15 protein-coding genes, 2 tRNA genes and 1 pseudogene are annotated in these 20,460 nt (G+C 68.7%); 5 read left to right on the forward strand and 13 right to left on the reverse strand.

Going from position 1 to position 20,460, the window contains the following annotated elements; all coding sequences use genetic code 11:
- Nucleotides 1–44: 44 nt before the first annotated feature.
- From pcaF to BDD16_RS20530, 6 genes and pseudogenes are all read right to left on the reverse strand, one after another.
- Nucleotides 45–1,250, reverse strand: coding sequence for a 3-oxoadipyl-CoA thiolase (gene pcaF, locus BDD16_RS20505; protein WP_179635638.1), 1,206 nt, complete (start codon nt 1,248–1,250; stop codon nt 45–47).
- Entirely contained in the window at nt 1,247–2,572 is a 1,326-nt protein-coding gene (locus BDD16_RS20510) for an MmgE/PrpD family protein (RefSeq protein WP_179635639.1), read from the reverse strand. The genes pcaF and BDD16_RS20510 overlap by 4 nt, the downstream gene beginning before the upstream one ends.
- Entirely contained in the window at nt 2,559–4,649 is a 2,091-nt protein-coding gene (locus tag BDD16_RS20515; RefSeq protein WP_179635640.1) for a 3-hydroxyacyl-CoA dehydrogenase NAD-binding domain-containing protein, read from the reverse strand. The genes BDD16_RS20510 and BDD16_RS20515 overlap by 14 nt, the downstream gene beginning before the upstream one ends.
- Nucleotides 4,650–4,664: 15 nt before the next feature.
- Complete coding sequence (locus BDD16_RS20520; protein ID WP_179635641.1) at nt 4,665–6,761, reverse strand: acetate--CoA ligase family protein; 2,097 nt, start codon at nt 6,759–6,761, stop codon at nt 4,665–4,667.
- 21 nt (nt 6,762–6,782) lie between these two features.
- Nucleotides 6,783–7,580: an enoyl-CoA hydratase/isomerase family protein gene (locus BDD16_RS20525; RefSeq protein ID WP_179635642.1), complete on the reverse strand. Its 798-nt coding sequence runs from the start codon at nt 7,578–7,580 to the stop codon at nt 6,783–6,785.
- A gap of 58 nt (nt 7,581–7,638) precedes the next feature.
- Nucleotides 7,639–8,557, reverse strand: a pseudogene (locus tag BDD16_RS20530) (tripartite tricarboxylate transporter substrate binding protein).
- Nucleotides 8,558–8,772: 215 nt separating this feature from the next.
- On the opposite strand from BDD16_RS20530, the gene BDD16_RS20535 reads away from it, so the two are divergent.
- A complete protein-coding gene (locus BDD16_RS20535) occupies nt 8,773–9,582 on the forward strand; it encodes an IclR family transcriptional regulator (protein WP_179635643.1) in 810 nt (269 codons plus the stop codon).
- Nucleotides 9,583–9,599: 17 nt separating this feature from the next.
- On the opposite strand, the gene BDD16_RS20540 is transcribed toward BDD16_RS20535, so the two are convergent.
- From BDD16_RS20540 to BDD16_RS20550, 3 genes are all read right to left on the reverse strand, one after another.
- Nucleotides 9,600–9,676 (reverse strand) — tRNA-Arg (locus BDD16_RS20540).
- A 35-nt stretch (nt 9,677–9,711) separates the two neighbouring features.
- A tRNA-Pro gene (locus tag BDD16_RS20545) sits at nt 9,712–9,788 on the reverse strand.
- A gap of 48 nt (nt 9,789–9,836) precedes the next feature.
- Nucleotides 9,837–10,802, reverse strand: coding sequence for a carbohydrate kinase family protein (locus BDD16_RS20550; protein WP_179635644.1), 966 nt, complete (start codon nt 10,800–10,802; stop codon nt 9,837–9,839).
- Between the two features lie 195 nt (nt 10,803–10,997).
- On the opposite strand from BDD16_RS20550, the gene BDD16_RS20555 reads away from it, so the two are divergent.
- The 4 genes from BDD16_RS20555 to BDD16_RS20570 all read left to right on the forward strand — a co-directional run bounded on the left by BDD16_RS20555 (nt 10,998) and on the right by BDD16_RS20570 (nt 14,383).
- Nucleotides 10,998–11,984 (forward strand): substrate-binding domain-containing protein, encoded by a 987-nt coding sequence (locus tag BDD16_RS20555; RefSeq protein WP_179635645.1) that lies wholly within the window; start codon nt 10,998–11,000, stop codon nt 11,982–11,984.
- 130 nt (nt 11,985–12,114) lie between these two features.
- Nucleotides 12,115–13,074, forward strand: a complete 960-nt coding sequence (locus tag BDD16_RS20560; RefSeq protein ID WP_179635646.1) for an ABC transporter permease — start codon at nt 12,115–12,117, stop codon at nt 13,072–13,074.
- Between the two features lies 1 nt (nt 13,075).
- On the forward strand, nt 13,076–13,867 hold the full coding sequence (locus tag BDD16_RS20565; protein WP_179635647.1) for an ATP-binding cassette domain-containing protein: 792 nt from the start codon (nt 13,076–13,078) through the stop codon (nt 13,865–13,867).
- Between the two features lie 45 nt (nt 13,868–13,912).
- Nucleotides 13,913–14,383, forward strand: coding sequence for an RbsD/FucU family protein (locus tag BDD16_RS20570; protein ID WP_179635648.1), 471 nt, complete (start codon nt 13,913–13,915; stop codon nt 14,381–14,383).
- Nucleotides 14,384–14,458: 75 nt separating this feature from the next.
- Here the strand turns inward: BDD16_RS20570 and BDD16_RS20575 are convergent, their stop codons facing one another.
- The 4 genes from BDD16_RS20575 to BDD16_RS20590 form a co-directional block, all read right to left on the reverse strand.
- Complete coding sequence (locus BDD16_RS20575) at nt 14,459–14,704, reverse strand: GlsB/YeaQ/YmgE family stress response membrane protein (protein ID WP_179635649.1); 246 nt, start codon at nt 14,702–14,704, stop codon at nt 14,459–14,461.
- A gap of 86 nt (nt 14,705–14,790) precedes the next feature.
- The gene (gene hrpA, locus BDD16_RS20580) at nt 14,791–18,768 is read right to left on the reverse strand and encodes an ATP-dependent RNA helicase HrpA (RefSeq protein ID WP_179635650.1); all 3,978 of its coding nucleotides are present in this window, start codon (nt 18,766–18,768) and stop codon (nt 14,791–14,793) included.
- A 42-nt stretch (nt 18,769–18,810) separates the two neighbouring features.
- Nucleotides 18,811–19,212, reverse strand: a complete 402-nt coding sequence (locus BDD16_RS20585) for a VOC family protein (protein WP_179635651.1) — start codon at nt 19,210–19,212, stop codon at nt 18,811–18,813.
- A gap of 48 nt (nt 19,213–19,260) precedes the next feature.
- Nucleotides 19,261–20,421 carry a winged helix-turn-helix domain-containing protein gene (locus tag BDD16_RS20590; protein ID WP_179635652.1) on the reverse strand — a complete coding sequence of 387 codons (1,161 nt, stop codon included), beginning with the start codon at nt 20,419–20,421 and terminating at the stop codon, nt 19,261–19,263.
- Between the last annotated feature and the right edge of the window lie 39 nt (nt 20,422–20,460).

A 20,460-nucleotide genomic window follows, 5' to 3' on the forward strand; every position in this document is an offset into this window, starting at 1 on the left:
CACGAGGATCAGCAGCCGCACGATCATCGCATTCCGCTCACCCGTCAGATCCGCTCCAGCACCACCGCGATGCCCTGCCCCACGCCGATGCACATGGTGCAGAGCGCGTAACGGCCTCCAGTGCGGTGCAACTGGTTCACCGCCGTGGTGGCCAGCCGCGCGCCCGACGCGCCCAGCGGGTGGCCCAGCGCGATGGCACCACCGTTCGGGTTCACGCGCGGATCGTCGTCCGGCAAGCCCAGGTCGCGCAGCACGGCGAGCCCCTGCGCCGCGAACGCCTCGTTGAGTTCGATCACGTCCAGGTCGGCCAGCGCCAGCCCCGCCAGCGCCAGCACCTTGCGCGTCGCGGGCGCCGGCCCCATGCCCATGGTGCGCGGCGGCACACCCGCCGTCGCCATCGCTACCACCCGCGCCCTTGGCACCAGGCCGTGCCGCGCCGCCATGGCTTCGTCGGCCAGCAGCAGCGCGCAGGCCCCGTCATTGACCCCCGACGCATTCCCCGCGGTCACCGTGCCCTCGGGTCGCACCACGCCCTTGAGCCTGGCCAGCGCCTCCAGCGTGGTGTCGCGCGGGTGCTCGTCGCGGTTCGCCACGAGGGGATCGCCCTTCTTCTGCGGGATGTGGACCGACACGATCTCGGCGTCGAAGAAGCCGCTCTGCTGCGCGGCGAGCGCCTTCTGCTGCGAGGCCAGCGCCATGCGGTCCTGGGACTCCCGGTCGATGCGGTAGTCGGTGGCGACGTTCTCGGCCGTTTCGGGCATCGAATCGACGCCGTAGCGCGCCTTCATCAGGCGGTTGACGAATCGCCAGCCGATGGTGGTGTCCTGCACCGTGCTGTACCGCGAGAAGGCGGACTCGGCCTTGGGCAGGACGAAGGGCGCACGCGACATGCTCTCCACGCCGCCGGCGATCATCAGGCCTGCCTCGCCGCTCCTGATGGCGCGGGCGGCCGTGCCCAGTGCGTCGAGGCCGGAGCCGCACAGGCGGTTCACGGTCGATCCCGGCACTTCGAGTGGCAGACCCGCCAGCAACGCGCTCATGCGCGCCACGTTGCGGTTGTCCTCGCCGGCCTGGTTGGCGCAGCCGTAGACCACGTCCGTGACCGCCTGCCAGTCCACCGTCGGGTTGCGCGCCATCAGCGCCGCCAGCGGCACGGCGCCCAGGTCATCGGCCCGCACACTGGCCAGCACGCCGCCATAGCGGCCGAAAGGGGTGCGAACGGCGTCGCAGATGAAGGCGTGTCGGGTCATGGCAGGGTCTCGCTGGTGTTCAGGGTCCAGAGGTGGGCCAGCAGCGTGCGGGCGGCGGCGTCACCGATGACCGGCCCGGCCAGCTCCAGCAGCTTGCCCTCCAGGTCGGCATCGGACAGGGGAAGTTCAGGGTCGCCCTTGCGGTCGGGCTGCAGGTGCGACAGGCAGCGTCCGTCGTGCAGCGTGATCACCACCCGCGCGGCGCGGCGGGCCGGGAAGCCGGCGTCCACCTCGGGGTCGAGCGATTTGCGGATGCGCTGCATGAGCGCCCGCGTGGCCGGGTCGTTCAACCGGTCCGGCTCGAACGCCGACAGGCGCACGCTGCCATGGACCAGCGCGCTGGCCACCATGTAGTGCAGGCTGAAGCGAGCCTGGTCGGCTGTCTGCGGCTCGACGTGCGGGGCGATGTCCAGCGTGGCCTGGTAGACCCCGAGGTGGACGGACGCGATGTCGGTGTGGCGGAAACCGTGCTGCGCCTGCAAGGCCAATGCACCGTCGATGGCCGCGAAGGTGTGACCGCAGCCGATGTGGTTCTTGAAGGTCAGCCGCGTGATGTGAAAATCGTCGCCCAGCGTGGCGTCGACCTGTGACCAGTCCGGGCCATCGCTCATGGCCTGTCCCAAGCCGGAGGCACCTTCGAGCACGTCGAGCGAACTGCGCATCCCCTTGGCGGCTAACTGCGCGGCGAGGACACCGGCTTCGGCGGCGCGACCGGCGTGCAGGGGCTTGGCCATGGCTTCGGTGCGGAACGCCTGCTGCAGCCCGGCGGTGAAGGTGCCGGCCAGGGCGAGTGCATGGGCAAAGGCGACCTCATTCAGCCGCAGCAGGCTGGCCGCTGCCGCCGCCGCGCCGAAGCTGCCCATGGTGCCGGTGTTGTGCCAATGGCGGTAGTGCGGCCGGCCCATCACGACGCCGATGCGCGTGGACACCTCGTAGCCCACGACCACGGCGCGCAGGAACTCGGCGCCGTGCGCGCCATTCGCCTGGGCCACCGCCAGCGCAGCGGCAATGGTGGCCGCGCCCGGGTGGACCATCGCATCGCGAAAACTGTCGTCCACCTCGGCGGCGTGCGCGGCGGTGCCGTTGAGCAGCGCAGCCGCCCGGGTCGTGGCGGCGCGGCCTCGCGCGAGGCGGGCCGGGCCGCGGTCCAGATCCTCGGCCAGCGTCGCCTCCAGCACGCGCACGGCCGGCATGTCCAGCCCCGGGTAGAGCGAGGCATGCCAGTCGATCACGGCCCGCTGGGCGTGGTGGACCACGTCGTCGGGCAACGCTTGCTGCGCCAGTTGCGCGGCGAAGCGGGCAAAAAGTTCAGTGACCTTCATCGCACACCACCCCGTCCAGCAACACAGCAACATCGCCGCGCACGAAGCCTTGCCCGCTCAACGCCGCCAGTTCGTCCAGATCCGCCTGCAGCGCCGCGGCCCCACGCTCCCGCGCCCAGAACACCGGACCGCCTTCCCAGCGCGGAAAGCCATAGCCGTTGACCAGCGCGACATCCACGTCCGTGGCGCGCTCGGCCACGCCTTCCGCGAGCAGCAGCGCAGCTTCATTGACCAGCGCCAGCAACGCCCGGCGCTGGATCTCGCCGTCAGTCAGCGTGCGCGGCGACAGTCCCTTGTCGCAGCGGACCTGCGTGATGAGGTCATGCACCGCGGCGTCCACCTGGGGCCGCGATGCACCGTCGGCATACCGGTAGTAGCCCGCACCAGTCTTGCGACCCAGGCGGCCGGCTTCGCACAGCCGGTCGGCGATGTGGACGTAACGTGCCGCCGGATCACGGGTCGCGGCCTGCGCCTTGCGCATCCGCCACGCGATGTCCAGCCCGGACAGATCCGCGACGGCGAACGGTCCCATGGCGAAACCGTAGGCTTCCAGCGCCGCATCCACCTGCTCGGGCCAGGCACCTTCCTCGACCATGAATTCGCACTGGCGCCGGTACGCGGCGTACAACCGGTTGCCGACAAACCCGAAGGCATTGCCGGTGAGCAGCGGCAGCTTCCTGAGCTTGCGCGCCACGGCCAGCCCGGTCGCCAGCGCGTCGGGCGCCGACACGGTGCCGCGCACCACCTCCATCAGCCGCATCACATGGGCCGGGCTGAAGAAGTGCAGGCCGATCACGTCCTGCGGGCGGAACGTGGCCGCTGCAATGGCCTCCAGGTCCAGGTAGGACGTATTCGACGCCAGCACCGCGCCAGGGCGCGCCAGGTGGTCGATGCGCTGGAAGACCTGCTGCTTCACGGCCAGATCCTCGAACACGGCCTCGATGACCAGATCGGCCTCGGCCAAGCGCGTCCAGTCGAGGCTGGCTGTCAGCCGGGCTTCACAGGCCGCTGCGACTGCGACCGCGGCCTTGACCTTGCCGGACTGGACACGGCCGGCGTAGTGGGCATGGATCCGGGTCGCACCCCGCTCCAGTGCCGCCGCATCCTGTTCGAGCAACAGCACGTCGTGGCCGGCCTCCAGCGCCGCGATGGCGATGCCCGAGCCCATGGTGCCGGCGCCGATCACGGCCACGCACTGCACCGCCCTCGGTCCGGCACCGTCCAGCGACGGGTGCCGGGCGCTGTCACGCTCGGCGAAAAACTGGTGGCGCAGCGCCGCGGCTTCACGCGACACCCGCAGGTGCTGGAAGACCGCCCGCTCCTGCGCCAGGCCCTCATCGAACGGCGCATGGGCCGTGGCGGTGATGGCGTCAATGGCGGCCTGCACCGCCGGCCGGCGCTTGCCCACCTTCAGCGCAGCGGCTGTGGCATCGGCCACCGCGCCCGCATCGGCCATCGGCACAGCGCGATCGCGCAGGCGCTGCTTGCAACCGGCCATCTGGCGAGCATGCGCCACGGCCGCCGCCCGCAGGTCACCCTCCACCTCGGCATCGATCAACCCCGCCGCCAGCGCTGCCGCACTGTGAACCCGCTCGCCGCTGCAGACCATGCCGATCGCCCGCGGGATGCCGACGATGCGCGGCAGGCGCTGCGTGCCACCGGCGCCGGGGATGATGCCCAGCGTCACCTCCGGCAAGCCGACCACCGTGCCCGGCGACGCCACCCGCGCATCGCAGCCCAGCGCCAGCTCGAAGCCACCGCCCAGCGCAGCACCGTGCAGCGCCGCCACCACGGGCTTGCCGCAGTCCTCGATGGCCCGGATCACGGTCGGCAACTGCGGCTCGGCCAACGGCTGGCCGAATTCGCGCAGGTCCGAGCCCGCGATGAAGGTGGTGCCGGCGCCGATCAACACCGCGCCGTGCAGACGCTCGTCATCCCTCACCGTCTCGATGGCCGCCAGCAGGCCAGCACGCACGGCGGCTGATCCGGCGTTGACCGGCGGGTTGTCGATGACGATGACGGCGATATCGCCCTCTCGCTCCAGGCGCACGGCGTCCCGTCGTTCAGGTGCTTGCATGGTGGCCCCTCCCTGTCAGGCCAGCATGGCCACGCCGTCGGCCGCGCGCACGCCCTGCCCCTGCGGCAGCACGAAGACCGGGTTGATCTCGGCCTCGACCAGGCGATCGCCCAACTGCGCGGCCATGCGGGAGAAGGCGACGATGGCGTCCACCAGCGCCTCCACGTCCGCCTTCGGCCGGCCACGGAACCCATCCAGCAGCGGCCAGGTCTTCAACTCCTGCGCCATCCCCAGCGCCTCCGCGCGGCTGAGACCGCTGAGCCCGGTCGACTCGGCGGGCAACAGCCGCATCGTCGTGTCCTTGAACAGCTCGGCCGTGACGCCGCCCATGCCAAGCAGGATGGCCGTGCCCAGCGGGTCGCGGTGCAGGCCGAGGATCAGTTCCGTGCCGCCGCCGACCATTTCCTGCACCAAGAAGCGCTCGGGCCGAATACCCGCCTTGGTCTCCACCTCGTCCGCCATGGCCGACAGCCGCGCGCCCACCGTCTCGGCCGTCAGGCCCACGGCCACGCCGCCGACATCGCTCTTGTGCGTGATCTGCGACGACAGGATCTTCAGCACCACGCGCCCGCCCAGTTGGCGTGCGGCGGCTTGCGCGTCGGCCGGGGTGTCCACGATGACCTCGCCCGCGCAGGGGACGCCGAAGCGGGCAAAGAGCCGCTTGGCCTGCGCCTCGTCCAATGAGCCGGGCGCGAAGTCATCGACAGCGATCACCGGGCTGACAGGTTGCGCATCGCTCGGTGCCACGAAGCGGCTGGCGTGCAGCATCGCGCCCAGTGCCGCCGTGCAGCTTTCGGCTGCGGCGAAGGCCGGCACGCCGCGTTGGGTCAGCAGCGCCCCTACCTCGGGCGCATGGGGGCTGATGTACGCCAACACCGGCTTGTCGGTGTGTGGCAGGCAGTCCTGGATCGCCCCAGCCATCAGCTCCGGCTGCGCCAGGCTGGACGAGCCGACGATGATGGTCAGCGCGTCGTAGTTCGGGCTGGCCAGCAGCGCGGTGATCGCGCTGCGCAGCAGGTCCGGCCGCAACCCGGCGAGGGTCACGTCGATCGGATTACGGTCCAGCACCGCCTCGCTGCCGGTGTGCAGCGCGCGCAGGGCGTCGGCCGTGGCGGCGTCCGGCGCCGGCGTCTCGAAGCCGTGCAGGCCCAGGTCGTCGGACACCAGCGTGCCCGCGCCGCCCGTCGAGGTCAGGATCGCGACGCGGTTGCCGCGCAGCTTGCGGCCGGTGGCCAGCGCGACCGGGATGTCCAGCAGGTCGCTGAAGGTCTGGGCACGGATCACGCCGGTCTGGCGGAACAGGGCGTCGTACATCCGGTCGGCGCCGGCCATGGCGCCGGTGTGCGACACCGCCGCGGCGGCACCGGCTTCCGAACGGCCAATCTTGAAGGCCACGACCGGCTTGCCCATGCGCGCTGCTTTCAGGCAGGCCGCGCGGAACTTGGCCGGGTTGCGCACCGTTTCGACATAGAGCGCGATGACCTTGGTCGCCTCGTCATCGGCGAGGTGGTCGATGAAATCCGCGAGTTCCAGGTCCACCTCGTTGCTGGTGGAGATCAGCTTGGACAGACCGATGCCACGCGCCGAGGCCCGCGACAGCAGCGAGCCCAGGATGCCGCCGCTCTGCGACACCACGCCGATGCCGCCGACCGGGAAGTGGTCCATCTCCAGCGCGCCGGTGGCCGACAGCACGATCTTGTCGGTGAGGTTCACCAGGCCGATGGTGTTAGGGCCGAGCAGGCGCATCGAGCCTGCTGCCTCAATCAACTGCCGCTGCCGACGGGCCCCGTCCTCGCCGGTCTCGGTGTAGCCGCTGGCCAGCACGATGGCCGCCGCCGTGCCACGCGCTGCCAGGTCGCGCACGGCCAGGTGCGCACGCTCGGCCCCCAGCAGCACGATGCCGACGTCCGGCACCACGGGCAGCGAGGCGATGTCGGGGTAGCAGGTCAGCTCGCCGATGAGGTCCGCCCTGGGGTTCACGGGCAGGATCTGGCCGGCGTAGCCGTGCTTGCGCAGGTAGGCGACCGGGCGGCCTGCCGTCTTGGTGGGGTCGGCCGAGGCGCCGATGATGGCGACGCTGCGCGGCTGCAGCAGGCGGGAAATGGCGTCCATGTTCTTCACTCCGTCACGCATTCATTCTTTGGGGGCAGGCGCCGACTTCGCCAGGAAGGCCATCACCGACTCGCGGTGCTCGGTGCTCGTGTAGCAGATGCCCTGGGCCTGGCTGCCTTGGGCGAACACGGCGTGGGCGGACAGCTCGTAGCTCTGGTTCAGGATGGTCTTGGTCAGGGCCAGCGCGGTGCCGGAGCCCTTGCCCAGCTCGGCGGCCCAGGCCTGCGCATCGGCGAGCAGCATCGCGGCCGAGGTCTTGCGGTCCACGATGCCCAGCGCCAGGGCCTCGTCGGCATCGACCTTGCGCCCCGTGAAGATCAGCTCCTTCGCCCGGGCCAGGCCGACGCGGCGCGGCAGGAAGTACATGCCGCCACCGTCGGGCACGATGCCGCGGTGGATGTAGGACCAGGTGAAGCTGGCCCATTCGCTGGCGATGATGAAATCGCAGGCGAGCGCGGTGTCGGCGCCGAGGCCGGACGCCGCGCCGTTGACGGCGGCGATCACGGGCTTGGGCATGTTGTGCAACAAGGCTTGTGTGTGGTGAACCCGTTGCTGCCGGTGCCAGCCGTTGAAACCGACCTCACCGGCCGGTGCATTCATGCGGCGCTGCATGCCCGAGATGTCGCCACCGGCGCAGAAGCCCTTGCCCGCCCCGGTGAGCACCAGGGCCTTGATGGACTTGTCGGCCGCGACCAGCTCCAGCGCGTGGATGAACTCGGTGCGCATGTCATCGCTCATCGCGTTGCGCTTGTCGGGGCGGTTGAGGGTGATCGTCGCGATCGCGACATCGACGCGCAGGTCGATCAGGGTGAGGTTCATGGGTCTCTCCGAAGACGGGAAATGCAAGCGGGGCGGGCCGCCAGGCCCGTGGAATCGTTCAATCCGGCTTGATGTTGTTTTCCTTGACGATCTTTCCCCAACGCACTTCCTCGGCCTTCACGTAGCGGTCGAGTTCGGCAGGGTCGCTGGCGACCACGGCCAGCCCTTCCTGCTCGACCTTCTTCACGAAGTCGGGCGCGTGGGCGGCCTTGCGGGCGGCGGCGTTGAGCTTCTGGATCACGTCCGACGGCGTGCCAGCGGGGGAATACAGGCCATACCAGCTTTCGACCGCATAGCCCGGAACGGCCTCGGCGATGGTGGGGATGCCCTTGAAGGCGGCCGAGGGTTGCGGCGAGGTCACAGCGACGGCACGCAGCTTTCCAGCGTCCACCATCGTGGAGACCGCCGCGGCGGTGCCGAAGATCATGTCCACCTGCCCGCCCAGCAGGTCCGTGATGGCGGGGCCCGCGCCACGGTAGGGAATGTGCGTCATCTCGATCTTGGCGAGGTTGGACAGCATTTCACCCGCCAGGTGCGCCGAGGTGCCATTGCCCTGCGACGCATAGTTGAGCTTGCCAGGATTGGCCGCCGCTGACGATGTCCTTGACCGTCTTGAAGGGGCTGTTCGCGCGCACCACCAGCACGTTCGGACCGCGTCCGATCAGCGTGATCGGTGTGAAGGCCTTGTCGGCCGCGTAGGGCAGCTTCGACACCATGCTCGGGTTCACCGCGTGCGCGAACGTGGCGATCACGATCGTGTAGCCGTCCGGCGCGCTCTTGGCCACGGCGTCGGTGCCGATGATGGTGCCGGCGCCGGGCTTGTTGTCGATGATCACCTGCTGGCCCAGCTCGGCCGACATGCCCACGCCGAGCGTGCGTGCGATCAGGTCGGTGCCACCGCCCGGCGCAAAGGGCACGACCAGGCGGATCGGCTTGTCGGGATAGGCGGCCACCGCGACGTTCGCGGCCAGGGTCATGGCAACCGCCGCCACAACCGGGAAAACAGAGAGGAATCCGGTGCGTGAACGCGGGCGCTGAAAGGTGTCGAACATGCTTGTCTCCTGAGGCAGCGGGATGCGTGTCCCGCGGTGAAGGTGGTCGCTCCGCGCAGTGCATCGGAGGCAGGTCAAGCATAGATGGACGACACCGCCAATACACTACGCCCATTCCAACCAGTGGAATTGGAAAGCCCATGGAAGACGACGAACGACACCCCTTGAACGACAAGCCGGGCCGCTCTCCCGCGAACCGCTCGCTGGAACGCGGCATCGAGATCCTGCGGGCCTTCCGGCAAGGTTCGGAGTTGCTGGCCAACGGGGATCTGGCCGAGCGCACGGGGCTGTCGCGTGCCACGGTGAGCCGCCTGACACAGACGCTGGTGGGCGCGGGCATGCTGCAACAGGACACGGCGCAGCGGGCCTACCGGCTGGCGCCGGCCGTGCTGAGTGTGGCGCACGCGATGCGGTCGGGGTCCAGCGTGCTGGCCGTCGCAGCGCCGAAGATGCGCGCGCTGGCGGAACGCGAGCGCATCAACGTCGGGCTGGCGGCGCCGGACCGCGATGAAATGGTGTATCTGGAGTCGATCCGCTATGCGCGCCGGCATGCGTTCCGCAATGTAGTCTCAGGGCAGCGTGTGCCGATGGAGCTGACGTCGCTGGGCCGGGCCTATCTGGCTGTGGCACCGGAGGCACGGCGCCAGACGCTGCTGGCCGTGTTCTGCCAGCGCCGCGGTGCGCGGTGGCCACAGCTGGCCGCAGAGATCGAGGAGGCCCGGCACAGCGTGCGCGTACACGGCTACTGCGCGGCAGCATGGCAGCCGGAAGTCGTCGCGATTTCGGTGCCGCTTCCACTGACGCCAGCGATCTACTCGCTCAACGTCAGCATGCTGACCAGCGAAACGCCAGACACAGTCGTGCAGCGACTGTCCAGCAGTCTGCTGAAGCTCGCGCGAGAAATTCTGGGGGATCTGGCGGCCTCAGAAGCGAAGTCTGAGTGGCCGTGAAACCAGAGGATCCGGTCTGGCCTGCCCGGAGAGACTCGAACTCCCGACCCCCGGCTTAGAAGGCCGGTGCTCTATCCAGTTGAGCTACGGGCAGTGTGCAGATTGAAGAATCTGGCGATGTGAAGATCTTGGTCGGGGCGAAAGGATTCGAACCTTCGACCCTCTGGTCCCAAACCAGATGCGCTACCAGGCTGCGCTACGCCCCGACAAGAGCCTGCGATGATAGCCTACTTTCCAGCAGGCTGACGACATTCTCAGACCAGATCTCGCAATTCGTGCCGGCGCGGCAGGTCCGGCCCACGCCGCGTGCAGGTGATGGCCGCCGCGTTCGCCGCGAAATCGGCCACGCGACGCACTTCGTCGAGCGAGATGGCGGCCAGCCCGGCGGGACTCAGCCGCCCCAGTTCGGCCAGCGCCACCAGGGTCGCGGCCTGGAAGGTATCGCCCGCGCCGACCGTGTCCTGCACCTGCACCTTGGGCGCGGCGACCTCGCACTGCCCTTCGCGGGTCCACGCCAGCGCGCCCTTGCCGCCGCGCGTCATCATCACCAGCGACACACCGGCCGCCAGCCAGCGCGCGGCCAGATCGGCCGGATCCAGTTCCGGATACAGGCGCTCGAAGTCCTCGTCGCTGAGCTTGAGCAGGTGCGTGCGCGCCGACATCCATTCGATGTTGTCGCGCCACGCGTCCAGCGACGGCTCGACGTTCAGCCGCACGTTCGGGTCATAGGAGATGACGGTGGACGTGTGGCGCTGCTCGACCAACACGCGGATGGTGGACGCGATGGGCTCGACCACGCAGCCGAAGGAGCCGAAATGGATCGCAGCCACCGTGGCCGGCAGGCGGGCGAGGTGCTCGGGCAGCAGTTGGCGGTCCGAGCCACCCGTGCCGTAGAAGCGGTAGCTGGGCACGCCGTGGGCATCGACGCCGACCAGACTCAGCGTGGTGGGCGCGTCGTTCAGCACCACCGCCTCGGTCGAGATGCCCTCGTCGACCACGCTCTTCAGGATGCGCTCGCCCAGGAAATCGCGCGAGATCGCGCCGAGAAAGACCGCAGACTGCCCCATGCGCTGCACACCGGCCGCTACATTGAGTGGCGAGCCGCCGACCACGGCGTCCAGCCGCAGGCCAGTGGGCGTGGGGCCATCCTGGAACACATCCAGCAAGGACTCACCACAGATGACGATGGACAGGTTCGCGGGCACAGGCACAACACTCATGGTTTTCTCGGTCAACGGGGTTGGGGTCGCGATCGTCTCATCAGTCGGCAGCGCTGACACTAGGGAAACCACTAAATCAAGCTAGTTGATTTAATTAGTCCAGCCGCTACCATTCGTTCCGCAGGTTCACCACAGCGGACCTCACCTCACCACCTGGCTCGTTGCTCGGGCCGCCTTTTCTTCCGGAGACAAAACATGTCGCGTCTTTCCACCCTGGGCTTCGCCGCCGCTCTCGCCTGCTTCGCCACCTCGACGATGGCTGCGCAGCCCGTCATCGGCCTGATCACCAAGACCGAAACCAACCCGTTCTTCGTGAAGATGAAGGAAGGCGCTGAAGCCGAAGCCAAGAAGCTGGGCGCCAAGCTGCTGTCGGCCGCCGGCAAGCAGGACGGCGACACCGCCGGCCAGATCACCGCGATGGAAAACATGGTCGCCGCCGGCGCCAAGACCATCCTGATCACCTCGTCCGGCGACGCCATCGTCCCGACCATCAAGAAGATCAAGGCCCAAGGCGTGCAAGTCATCGCCCTGGACAGCCCGGTGCCGGAAGCGGACGCCCTGTTCGCCACCAACAACTACAAGGCCGGCGAGCTGATCGGCGCCTACGCCAAGGCCACGCTGGCCGGCAAGAAGCCCGTCATCGCCACGATGGACCTGTTCCCTGGCCACCCGGTCGGTGCACAGCGCCACAACGGCTTCCTGGCTGGCTACGGCCTGAAGACCCTGCCGGCAGACAGCAACGAGCTGGCCCAGCCGGCTGAAGTGGTCTGCATGGCCGACTCCTTCGGCGACGCCGCCAAGGGCCAGACCGGCATGGAAAACTGCCTGCAGAAGAACGCCGACATCAACGTCGTGTACGCCATCAACGAACCCGCAGCCGCCGGTGCCTACAAGGCGCTGAAGGCCGCTGGCAAGGAAAAGGACGTCGTGATCCTGGGCGTGGACGGCATGTGCTCCAACGGCGTGGGCAACGTCGAGAAGGGCGTGATCGCCGCGACCTCGATGCAGTACCCGCTGAAGATGGCCGCGATGGGCGTGGCCGCCGGTGTCAAGTTCGCCAAGGACGGCAAGCGTCAGGCCGGCTACACCGACACGGGCGTGGACCTGGTCGCCGCCAAGGCGGTTGCCGGCGTCAAGAGCATCGACACCAAGAAGGCCCGTGGTCAGTGCTGGGGTGACTGATCCGGCGCAAGCCCGGATCCCTCTGGATCTTTGATCGCACAGGGGCGGTCATGCGATCGCCCCTCCTTCTGGAAGCCCCGTCACCACGGGGCTTTCCTTTCTCGACGCACGCCACCAGCGAGCCCAACCCATGAATTCGCTCACCACCAAGCTGCCCCCGATCGGGACACTGGGCCCGGCCATCGCACTGTTCCTGGCCTGTGCCTTCTTTTCCTTTCAGCACGAACGCTTTCTCACGCTGCAGAATTTTTCCCTGATCCTGCAGCAGGTCATGGTCGTGGCCACGATTGCCATCGGCCAGACCCTCATCATCCTCACCGCCGGCATCGACCTTTCGTGCGGCATGGTGATGGCACTCGGCTCCATCGTGATGACCAAGCTCGCCGCCGACTTCGGTCTGAGCGCGCCCGTGGCCATCCTGTGCGGTGTGGCCGTGACGACCTTGTTCGGTCTGGCCAACGGCTTGCTCGTCACCCGCGTCAAGCTGCCCCCGTTCATCGTCACCCTCGGCACGCTGAACATCGCCTTTGCGATCACCCAGCTGTATTCCCGGGCGCAGACGATCACCGACATCCCCGACGGCATGAACCTGCTGGGCGAGACCTTCGGCCTGGGCGGCGCGCGCATCGCGTACGGCTCGGTGCTGGTGCTGGCCCTGTACATCGCCACCTGGCTCTGGCTGCGCGAAACCGCGCCTGGTCGCCACGTCTACGCGGTGGGCAACAACCCGGAAGCCACCCGCCTGACAGGCATCCCGACCGACCGCGTGCTGCTGGGCGTCTATGCGCTGGCCGGCATGTTCTACGGCATTGCCTCGATGCTGGCCGTGGCACGGACCGGCGCCGGTGATCCGAACGCCGGACAGACCGAGAACCTGGACGCCATCACCGCGGTGGTGCTGGGCGGCACCAGCCTGTTCGGTGGCCGCGGCATCATCCTGGGCACGCTGGTGGGTGCGCTGATCGTCGGCGTGTTCCGCAACGGCCTCACGCTGATGGGTGTGTCGTCGGTCTACCAGATCCTGGTGACCGGCATCCTGGTGATCCTGGCCGTGGCCACGGATCAGATGTCTCGCAAGGGGGGCCGCTGACATGAGCGCTCAAGCACAAATCGTCATGAAGGCCACCGGCCTGGTGAAACGCTATGGTCAGGTGACTGCGCTGGATGGCGCTGATTTCGAGCTGCGCGCCGGGGAGATCCTGGCCGTGATCGGCGACAACGGCGCGGGCAAGTCCTCGCTGATCAAGTGCCTCTCGGGCGCGACGATTCCCGATGAAGGCACGATCGAGCTGGACGGCAAGCCGATCCACTTCAAGAGCCCCATCGACGCCCGCCGCGTCGGCATCGAGACGGTCTACCAGGACCTCGCCGTGGCCCCGGCCATGACGATCGCCGAAAACCTCTTCCTGGGCCGCGAACTGCTGCGCCCCGGTTTTGCCGGCAGCGTGCTGCGCATGATCGACAAGAAGAAGATGCTGGAGCAGTCGATCGCCCGGATGAACGACCTGAAGGTGGGCATCCGCTCGATGACGCAGGCGGTGGAGACGCTCTCGGGCGGTCAGCGCCAGTGCGTGGCGGTGGCGCGTGCAGCGGCGTTTGCCGAGCATGTGGTCATCCTGGACGAGCCGACCGCGGCGCTGGGCGTCAAGGAAGGCAACATGGTGCTGGAGCTGATCCGCCGGGTGCGCGACAAGGGCCTGCCGGTGATCCTGATCAGCCACAACATGCCGCACGTCTTCGAGATCGCCGACCGCATCCACGTCGCCCGCCTGGGCAAGCGCGGCGCCGTGCTGAACCCGAAGAAGGTCAGCATGAGCGACACCGTGGCGGTCATGACGGGCGCCATGCCCGCCGACCAGATCCCGGCCGAGTGGCGGGCCTGAGGCCACGCCAGGCACAAGCACCACACCACCAACACAGGAGACCACATGCTCAAGGGGATCGATCCTCTGCTGACACCGCAGCTGCTGCAGGTGCTCGCCGAGATGGGCCATGGCGACGAGATCATCGTGGCCGATGCCAACTTCACCGCCGCCAGCCTCGGCATCGGACCGGATGGACGGCGCAAGCCCATCATCCACCTGCCGGGTGCGGGCATCCAGCGCACGGCGCAGGCGCTGCTGAGTCTGCTGCCGCTGGATGCCGCGGTGACGCAGCCGATCGCCTACATGAAGGTCTGCGACACGCCGGACGGCTACCGCAGCCGCCTGCAGCGCGAGGTGATCGCACTGATCGAGACGGATGGTCACGCGCACGGCGAGCAGTGCGAGGCGGTCGAGCGCTTCGCGTTCTATGACCGTGTGCGCACGGCATTCGCCATCGTGCTGACCGGCGATCTGCAGCCCTACGGCAACTTCCTGTTCAAGAAGGGTGTCATCGGCGAGGCCCTGGACGCCTGAACGGCGGCCAGACCCCGCACGGGGAACGTTCGGAGGCCGGCGCGATGCCGGCCTTTTTCATGGCCACGCCCCGTGTCAGGCGCCCTTGAGCTTGCCCACCACGAACAGCAGCACGGCCGCGCCGATCACCGACGCGATGTAGCTCGCAGGCTGGCCCTGTCCGTACCAGCCCAGCATCTGTCCGGCATAGCCGGCAACGAACGAGCCCGCGATGCCCAGCAAGGTCGTCAGGATGAACCCCAGCGCCTGCGTACCCGGGATGATCCAGCGCGCCACCAGGCCAATCAGGAAGCCCACGATCACCATCATTACAAAACCCATGACCATCTCCTCAGAGGTGCCGCCACCGTTGGCGGTGGCCCACTGTAGGAGAAATTCGTGAACTTTGTCACCAGATCTGGCGCAGCCTACTGATTCAGCTGGGCCCAGACCTTGTCCAGCCGCTTGACGCTGACCGGCTGCGGCGTGCGCAATTCCTGCGCGAACAGGCTCACGCGCAACTCTTCCAGCAACCAGCGGTACTCGGTCAGGCGGTTGTCGTCGGTGCCCTTGAGGTCGGCCAGGCGGCGCGTGTAGCGCGTTTCCAACGGACGCAGCTCGGCCAGACGCTGGGCATCGCGCGCCGGGTCGGCGCGCCACTTGTCCAGGCGCAGCACGATCGCCTTGAGGTAGCGCGGCAGGTGGTGGATCTGCAACCAGTGCGTCTGCGCGATGAAGCGCTTGGGCACGAGGCGCTGCAACTGGCCGGTGATGTCGTCGGCGACCTCCTTCGGCACCCGGCTGTCCTTGAGCTTGCGCAGCGCCGCGGCGTAGTCGATCAGGATGGTGCCGGCCGAGCGCGCGACTTCCTGCGCGATCAGGTTCAGGCGCGGGCGGCCCTCGTCGATGCGGCGCTGGAAGGCGGTCGCGTCGGTCGGCAGCGGATCGGCGAGGAAGGCACGCGTCAGCGCCACGTCGATGACCTGGTCGCGCAGCTCTTCCTGCGTGCCCAGCGGCATGTAGGACACCGACATCTTCTGCAGGTCCGGGATGTTCTTTTCCAGATACTTCAGCGGCTCCTTGATGTTCAGCGCCACCAGCCGGCGCAGGCCGGCGCGGTGCTTGGCCGCGGCCACATCGGGTTCGTCGAACACCTCGATCTCGACGTGCGCACCGCAGTCGATCAGCGCCGGGAAGCCGATCAGCGTCTGGCCGGCCTTGCGGACCTCCATCAGCTCCGGGAGTTCGCCGAAGGTCCAGGTGGTGTACTGGGCAGGGGCGGCGCTCGGTGCGCTACCCCCTCCCCGGCCCTCCCCCGCTGGGGGAGGGAGAGATGCGGCAGACGGCGATGCCCGCGAGCCTTGCGCAGCCCCCGTCTTGCCCCCTCCCCCAGCGGGGGAGGGTTGGGGTGGGGGCTCCGCACGCGCAGCCACCTTCAACCCCGCCAGCGCCTGAAACGCCGTCCGCGCCTGCCCCCCCAGCTCCGCCTTCAACGCCGCCAGGTTGCGCCCCATGCCCAGCTGCCGCCCGTGCTCGTCGACGATGCGGAAGTTCATGAACAGGTGCGCCGCCACCATCTCCAGCTTGAAGTCGTTGCGCTGCACGGCGATCTGCGTGCGTTCGCGCACCGCCTTGAGCAGCACGTCGACCAGGTTGCCCTGCGCGAACGGATTCAGCTCGACGAACTCGGCGACGTAATCCGGCAAGGGCACCAGCCGCGAGCGCGGGCGCTGGTGCAGGCTCTTGACCAGCGCCAGCACCTTGGCCTCCAGCATCCCCGGCACCAGCCACTCGCAGCGCTCCTCGCTGACCTGGTTGAGCGCGTAGATCGGCACCGTCACGGTGACGCCGTCCTTGGCGTCGCCCGGGTCGTGCAGGTAGGTGGCGGTGCAGTCGATGCCGCCCAGCCGGATCGTCTTCGGGAAGGCGGTGGTGGTGATGCCGGCCGCCTCGTGGCGCATCAGCTCGTCGCGTGTCAGGTGCAGCAGCTTCGGCCCCGACAGCTCCGCCTTGCTCTCGTGGCGGTACCAGCGCTCGAAGGTCGCGCCGCTGACCACGTCGCGCGGCAGCTGCGCGTCGTAGTAGGCGTGGATCAGCTCGTCGTCGACCAGCACGTCCTGGCGGCGCGACTTGTGCTCCAGCTCCTCGACCTGCCGGATCAGCTTCTGGTTGTGGGCGAGGAAGGGCAGCCTGGTTTCCCACTCGCCATTGACCAGCGCCTCGCGGATGAAGATCTCGCGCGCGGCCGGGGCATCGACGTTGCCGAAGTTCACCCGGCGGTTGCTGTAGATGACGATGCCGTAGAGCGTGGCCCGCTCCAGCGCGGTGACTTCGGCAGCCTTCTTCTCCCAGTGCGGCTCCAGCAGCTGGACCTTGAGCAGGTGGCCGGCGATCGGCGGAATCCAGGCCGGATCAATCGCGGCCAGCCCGCGCCCGAACAGGCGTGTCGTGTCGACCAGCTCGGCCGCGACCAGCCAGCGGCCCGGCTTCTTGCTCAGGTGCGCACCCGGGTGGCGCCAGAACTTGATGCCGCGCGCGCCCAGGTACCAGTCCTCGTCCTCGGACTTCAGGCCGATGTTGCCCAGCAGGCCGGCGAGCATCGACAGGTGGATCTGGTCGTAGGTGGCCGGCGAGCCGTTGAGGCGCCAGCCGTGTTCGGCGACCACGGTGTGGAGCTGGCTGTAGATGTCGCGCCATTCGCGCACGCGGCGCGGGCTGACGAAGCTCTCGCGCAGGCGCTGCTCCTGCTGGCGGTTGCTGAGCTTGTGGGCGGCGCCTTCGGCCGGCGCGTGGTGGCCCCGGCCCTCGTCGATCCACTTCCAGAGCTTCAGGTAGCCCATGAACTCGGAGCGCTCGTCGTCGAACTTCTTGTGCTTCTCGTCGGCGTTCTGCTGCTGGTCCATCGGCCGGTCGCGCACGTCCTGCACGCTCAGCGCCGAGGCGATGATGAGCACCTCGTTGAGCGCCTCGCGACTGCGTGCCTCCAGGATCATGCGGCCCACCCGCGGGTCCAGCGGCAGCCGCGCCAGCTCCTGGCCGATCGGGGTCAGCTCGTTGAGGTCGTCGACCGCGCCGAGTTCGCCCAGCAGCGCGTAACCATCGGCGATGGCCTTGCGCGGCGGCGGCTCCAGGAACGGGAAATCCTCGACCAGCCCGAGCCGCAGCGACTTCATGCGCAGGATCACGCCGGCCAGCGAGGACCGCATGATTTCCGGGTCAGTGAAGCGCGGGCGGCCGAGGAAATCCTTCTCGTCGTAGAGCCGGATGCAGATGCCGTTGGCCACGCGCCCGCAGCGGCCGGCGCGCTGGTTGGCCGCCGCCTGCGAGATCGGCTCGATCTGCAGCTGCTCGACCTTGGTGCGGTAGCTGTAGCGCTTGACGCGGGCGTGGCCGGTGTCGATGACGTAGCGGATGCCGGGCACCGTCAGCGAGGTTTCCGCGACGTTGGTGGCCAGCACGATGCGTTTTCCCCCGCAGGTCTCGAAGACACGGTCCTGCTCCTGCTGCGACAGCCGCGCGAACAGCGGCAGGATGTCGGCGTGGCGGTGCAGCGGCTGGTGGCTGAGGTGCTTGCGCAGGTGGTCGGCGGCTTCGCGGATCTCGCGCTCGCCGGGCAGGAAGACGAGGATGTCGCCCGAACCGCTGCGCCAGAGTTCATCCACCGCGTCGGCGATGGCATCGTTGAGGTCGAATTCCTTCGTTTCCTCGAACGCCTTCCAGCGCTGCTCGACCGGGAAGGTGCGCCCGCTGACCAGGATCACCGGCGCCGGCCCCTTGGCCGAGGCGAAGTGCTGCGCGAAGCGGTCGGCGTCGATGGTGGCCGAGGTGACGACGATCTTCAGGTCGGGCCGCCGCGGCAGGATCTGGCGCAGGTAGCCGAGCAGGAAGTCGATGTTGAGGCTGCGTTCGTGGGCCTCGTCGATGATCAGCGTGTCGTAGTTGCGCAGCAGCGGATCGGACTGCGTCTCGGCGAGCAGGATGCCGTCGGTCATCAGCTTGACCGAGGCACCGGCCTGCAGGCGGTCCTGGAAGCGCACCTTGTAGCCGACCACCTCGCCCAGCGGCGATTTCAGCTCGTCGGCGATGCGCTTGGCGACGGAACTCGCGGCGATGCGGCGCGGCTGCGTGTGGCCGATCAGCCCGGAGCCGCCCGCGCCCAGGCCGCGGCCGAGTTCGAGCGCGATCTTCGGGATCTGCGTGGTCTTGCCGGAGCCGGTCTCGCCGCAGACGATGATGACCTGGTGGTCGCGTATCGCCTGCGCGATCTCGTCGCGCCGGGCCGAGACCGGCAGCGCGTCCGGGTAGGTGATCGGCGGAACGGGGTTGGCGGGGCGGCGCGCGGGCGCGGCAGCAGCAGCGGTCCGCTTCGGCGGCGCGGCGGGAGGGGTGGGGAGCGTCGGGTTCACAGGGGGCGGATTATCGCCGCCCTGCCCCGCGGCCCGCTGCGCTCAGGTCGGCGCGTCGCCCGGCATGCCGTATTCCATGATGTTGAGCACCGCACCCTGCGGATCCTGCAGCACCGCGAAGCGCCCGATGCCAGGGATGTCGGTCGGCTCGATCAGCACCCGCCCGCCCAGTGCGGCACATTCGCCCGCGGTTTCGTCGGCGCTGTCCACCGTCACGTAGGGGCACCAGTTCGGCGGCATTGCCGGCGGCGCGGTGGGCGGGATGCCCATGATGCCGCCGATCGCGGTGTCGCCGACCTTGAGGATGCGGTAGGGGCCCTGCGGCATCGGCATCGTCTCCACGGTCCAGCCGAAGAGCTGGTGGTAGAAGTCGGCCGAACGCATCGGGTCGGTGGTCATCAGCTCGGACCAGCTGATGGCGCCGTGGGTCTGGAAGGCATCCATGGGGAGTCTCCTGGGTGGGTCGTGCATTGCCATCCTGCGACGACGCAACTACAGCGTCAAGTTGAGAACACCAGCGCCCGACGTCGATCCCGTGTCCACGCGGTCACACCCGCAGAACCCCGCCAGCGCCAGCAATGCCTCGGCGAATGCTGGTCGAAACGCATCCAGATCGGGCAGCGTTTCCTCGACATGCACGCGCAGCAGCTCGAAGCGACGCGCATGCCGATGCGCCTTGCAATCCACCCGTCCCACGAACCGGTCGCCGAACAGGATCGGCAGACAGAAATACCCGTACACCCGCTTCGCCGCCGGCGTGTAGCACTCCAGCCGATAGTCCAGACCGAACAGCCCGAGCAGGCGCTCCCGGTGGATCACCACGTTGTCGAACGGCGAGAGCAGCCGAACCACCGGGCGGGCGGTGGGCGCCGTGCCGTCGCGTGCGGCCAGCGCGGCGGCATCTGCATAGGCCTCGGGCAGCGCCGCATCCTCCAGCCGCACCAGGGACCGATCCGCCAGCCGTTCGTTCACGGCCCGGCGCATCGCGTCCCGGAGAGCCTGCCCCGTCTTGAGGTGCAGCAGTTGCGCCCAGGTCACGACACCATGCGCCCGCAGCGTCGTGTCCAGCAGGTACCGCGCAGACTCGTCCAGCGTCGGCATCCGCAGGTCCAGCCCGCTCGGCAGCACCCGCTCGGTCAGGTCGTAGACCTTCTCCATGCCCTGGCGCTCGCGCACCATCAGGTCGCCTTGCATGAAGAGCCGGTCGAGTGCGTGCTTGAGAGGCCCGGCGTTCCACCAGCCGCCCTGGACACCTTTCATGCCCGAAGGCTGGCCCAGGCTGCGCAGCGTCAGCGGCCCGTCCAGTCGCACCCGCTCCAGAAGCTGGCGCATCACCGCGGCATCGGCCCGGCCGGCATGCCAGGTGCGCCCGTCGCGCACCGCCGCCATCAGCGGCAAGGAAAACCGGACATCGCGCATCGGCAGACAGGACGCGGCGTGGAACCAGTGCTCGAACACCCGGCCTTCGCGCAGGAGCGTGTTCAGGTGGCCGGGCGCATACCCGGGAACGCGCGTCCACAGCACATGGTGGTGCGCCCGCTCGATCACGGACAAGGTGTCGATCTGGACATACCCCAGGTGCTCGATGGCGCGCAACGCCCCTGCCGCCCCCTGGCCAAACGCAGGCGACGGACCCAGCCCTTGTCGATTCAAGGCCAGCGGCCTCAACAGTTCTGACAGCATTTTCCGACA

The organism is Sphaerotilus montanus, assembly GCF_013410775.1.
Taxonomy (GTDB): Bacteria; Pseudomonadota; Gammaproteobacteria; order Burkholderiales; family Burkholderiaceae_C; genus Sphaerotilus; species Sphaerotilus montanus.

Excerpts from the sequence above, each read along its gene's own strand:
- pcaF (WP_179635638.1), bottom strand. The coding sequence starts at position 1,250 with ATGACCCGACACGCCTTCATCTGCGACGCCGTTCGCACCCCTTTCGGC.
- BDD16_RS20510 (WP_179635639.1), bottom strand. The coding sequence starts at position 2,572 with ATGAAGGTCACTGAACTTTTTGCCCGCTTCGCCGCGCAACTGGCGCAG.
- BDD16_RS20515 (WP_179635640.1), bottom strand. The coding sequence starts at position 4,649 with ATGCAAGCACCTGAACGACGGGACGCCGTGCGCCTGGAGCGAGAGGGC.
- BDD16_RS20520 (WP_179635641.1), bottom strand. The coding sequence starts at position 6,761 with ATGGACGCCATTTCCCGCCTGCTGCAGCCGCGCAGCGTCGCCATCATC.
- BDD16_RS20525 (WP_179635642.1), bottom strand. The coding sequence starts at position 7,580 with ATGAACCTCACCCTGATCGACCTGCGCGTCGATGTCGCGATCGCGACG.
- BDD16_RS20535 (WP_179635643.1), top strand. The coding sequence starts at position 8,773 with ATGGAAGACGACGAACGACACCCCTTGAACGACAAGCCGGGCCGCTCT.
- BDD16_RS20550 (WP_179635644.1), bottom strand. The coding sequence starts at position 10,802 with ATGAGTGTTGTGCCTGTGCCCGCGAACCTGTCCATCGTCATCTGTGGT.
- BDD16_RS20555 (WP_179635645.1), top strand. The coding sequence starts at position 10,998 with ATGTCGCGTCTTTCCACCCTGGGCTTCGCCGCCGCTCTCGCCTGCTTC.
- BDD16_RS20560 (WP_179635646.1), top strand. The coding sequence starts at position 12,115 with ATGAATTCGCTCACCACCAAGCTGCCCCCGATCGGGACACTGGGCCCG.
- BDD16_RS20565 (WP_179635647.1), top strand. The coding sequence starts at position 13,076 with ATGAGCGCTCAAGCACAAATCGTCATGAAGGCCACCGGCCTGGTGAAA.
- BDD16_RS20570 (WP_179635648.1), top strand. The coding sequence starts at position 13,913 with ATGCTCAAGGGGATCGATCCTCTGCTGACACCGCAGCTGCTGCAGGTG.
- BDD16_RS20575 (WP_179635649.1), bottom strand. The coding sequence starts at position 14,704 with ATGGGTTTTGTAATGATGGTGATCGTGGGCTTCCTGATTGGCCTGGTG.
- BDD16_RS20585 (WP_179635651.1), bottom strand. The coding sequence starts at position 19,212 with ATGGATGCCTTCCAGACCCACGGCGCCATCAGCTGGTCCGAGCTGATG.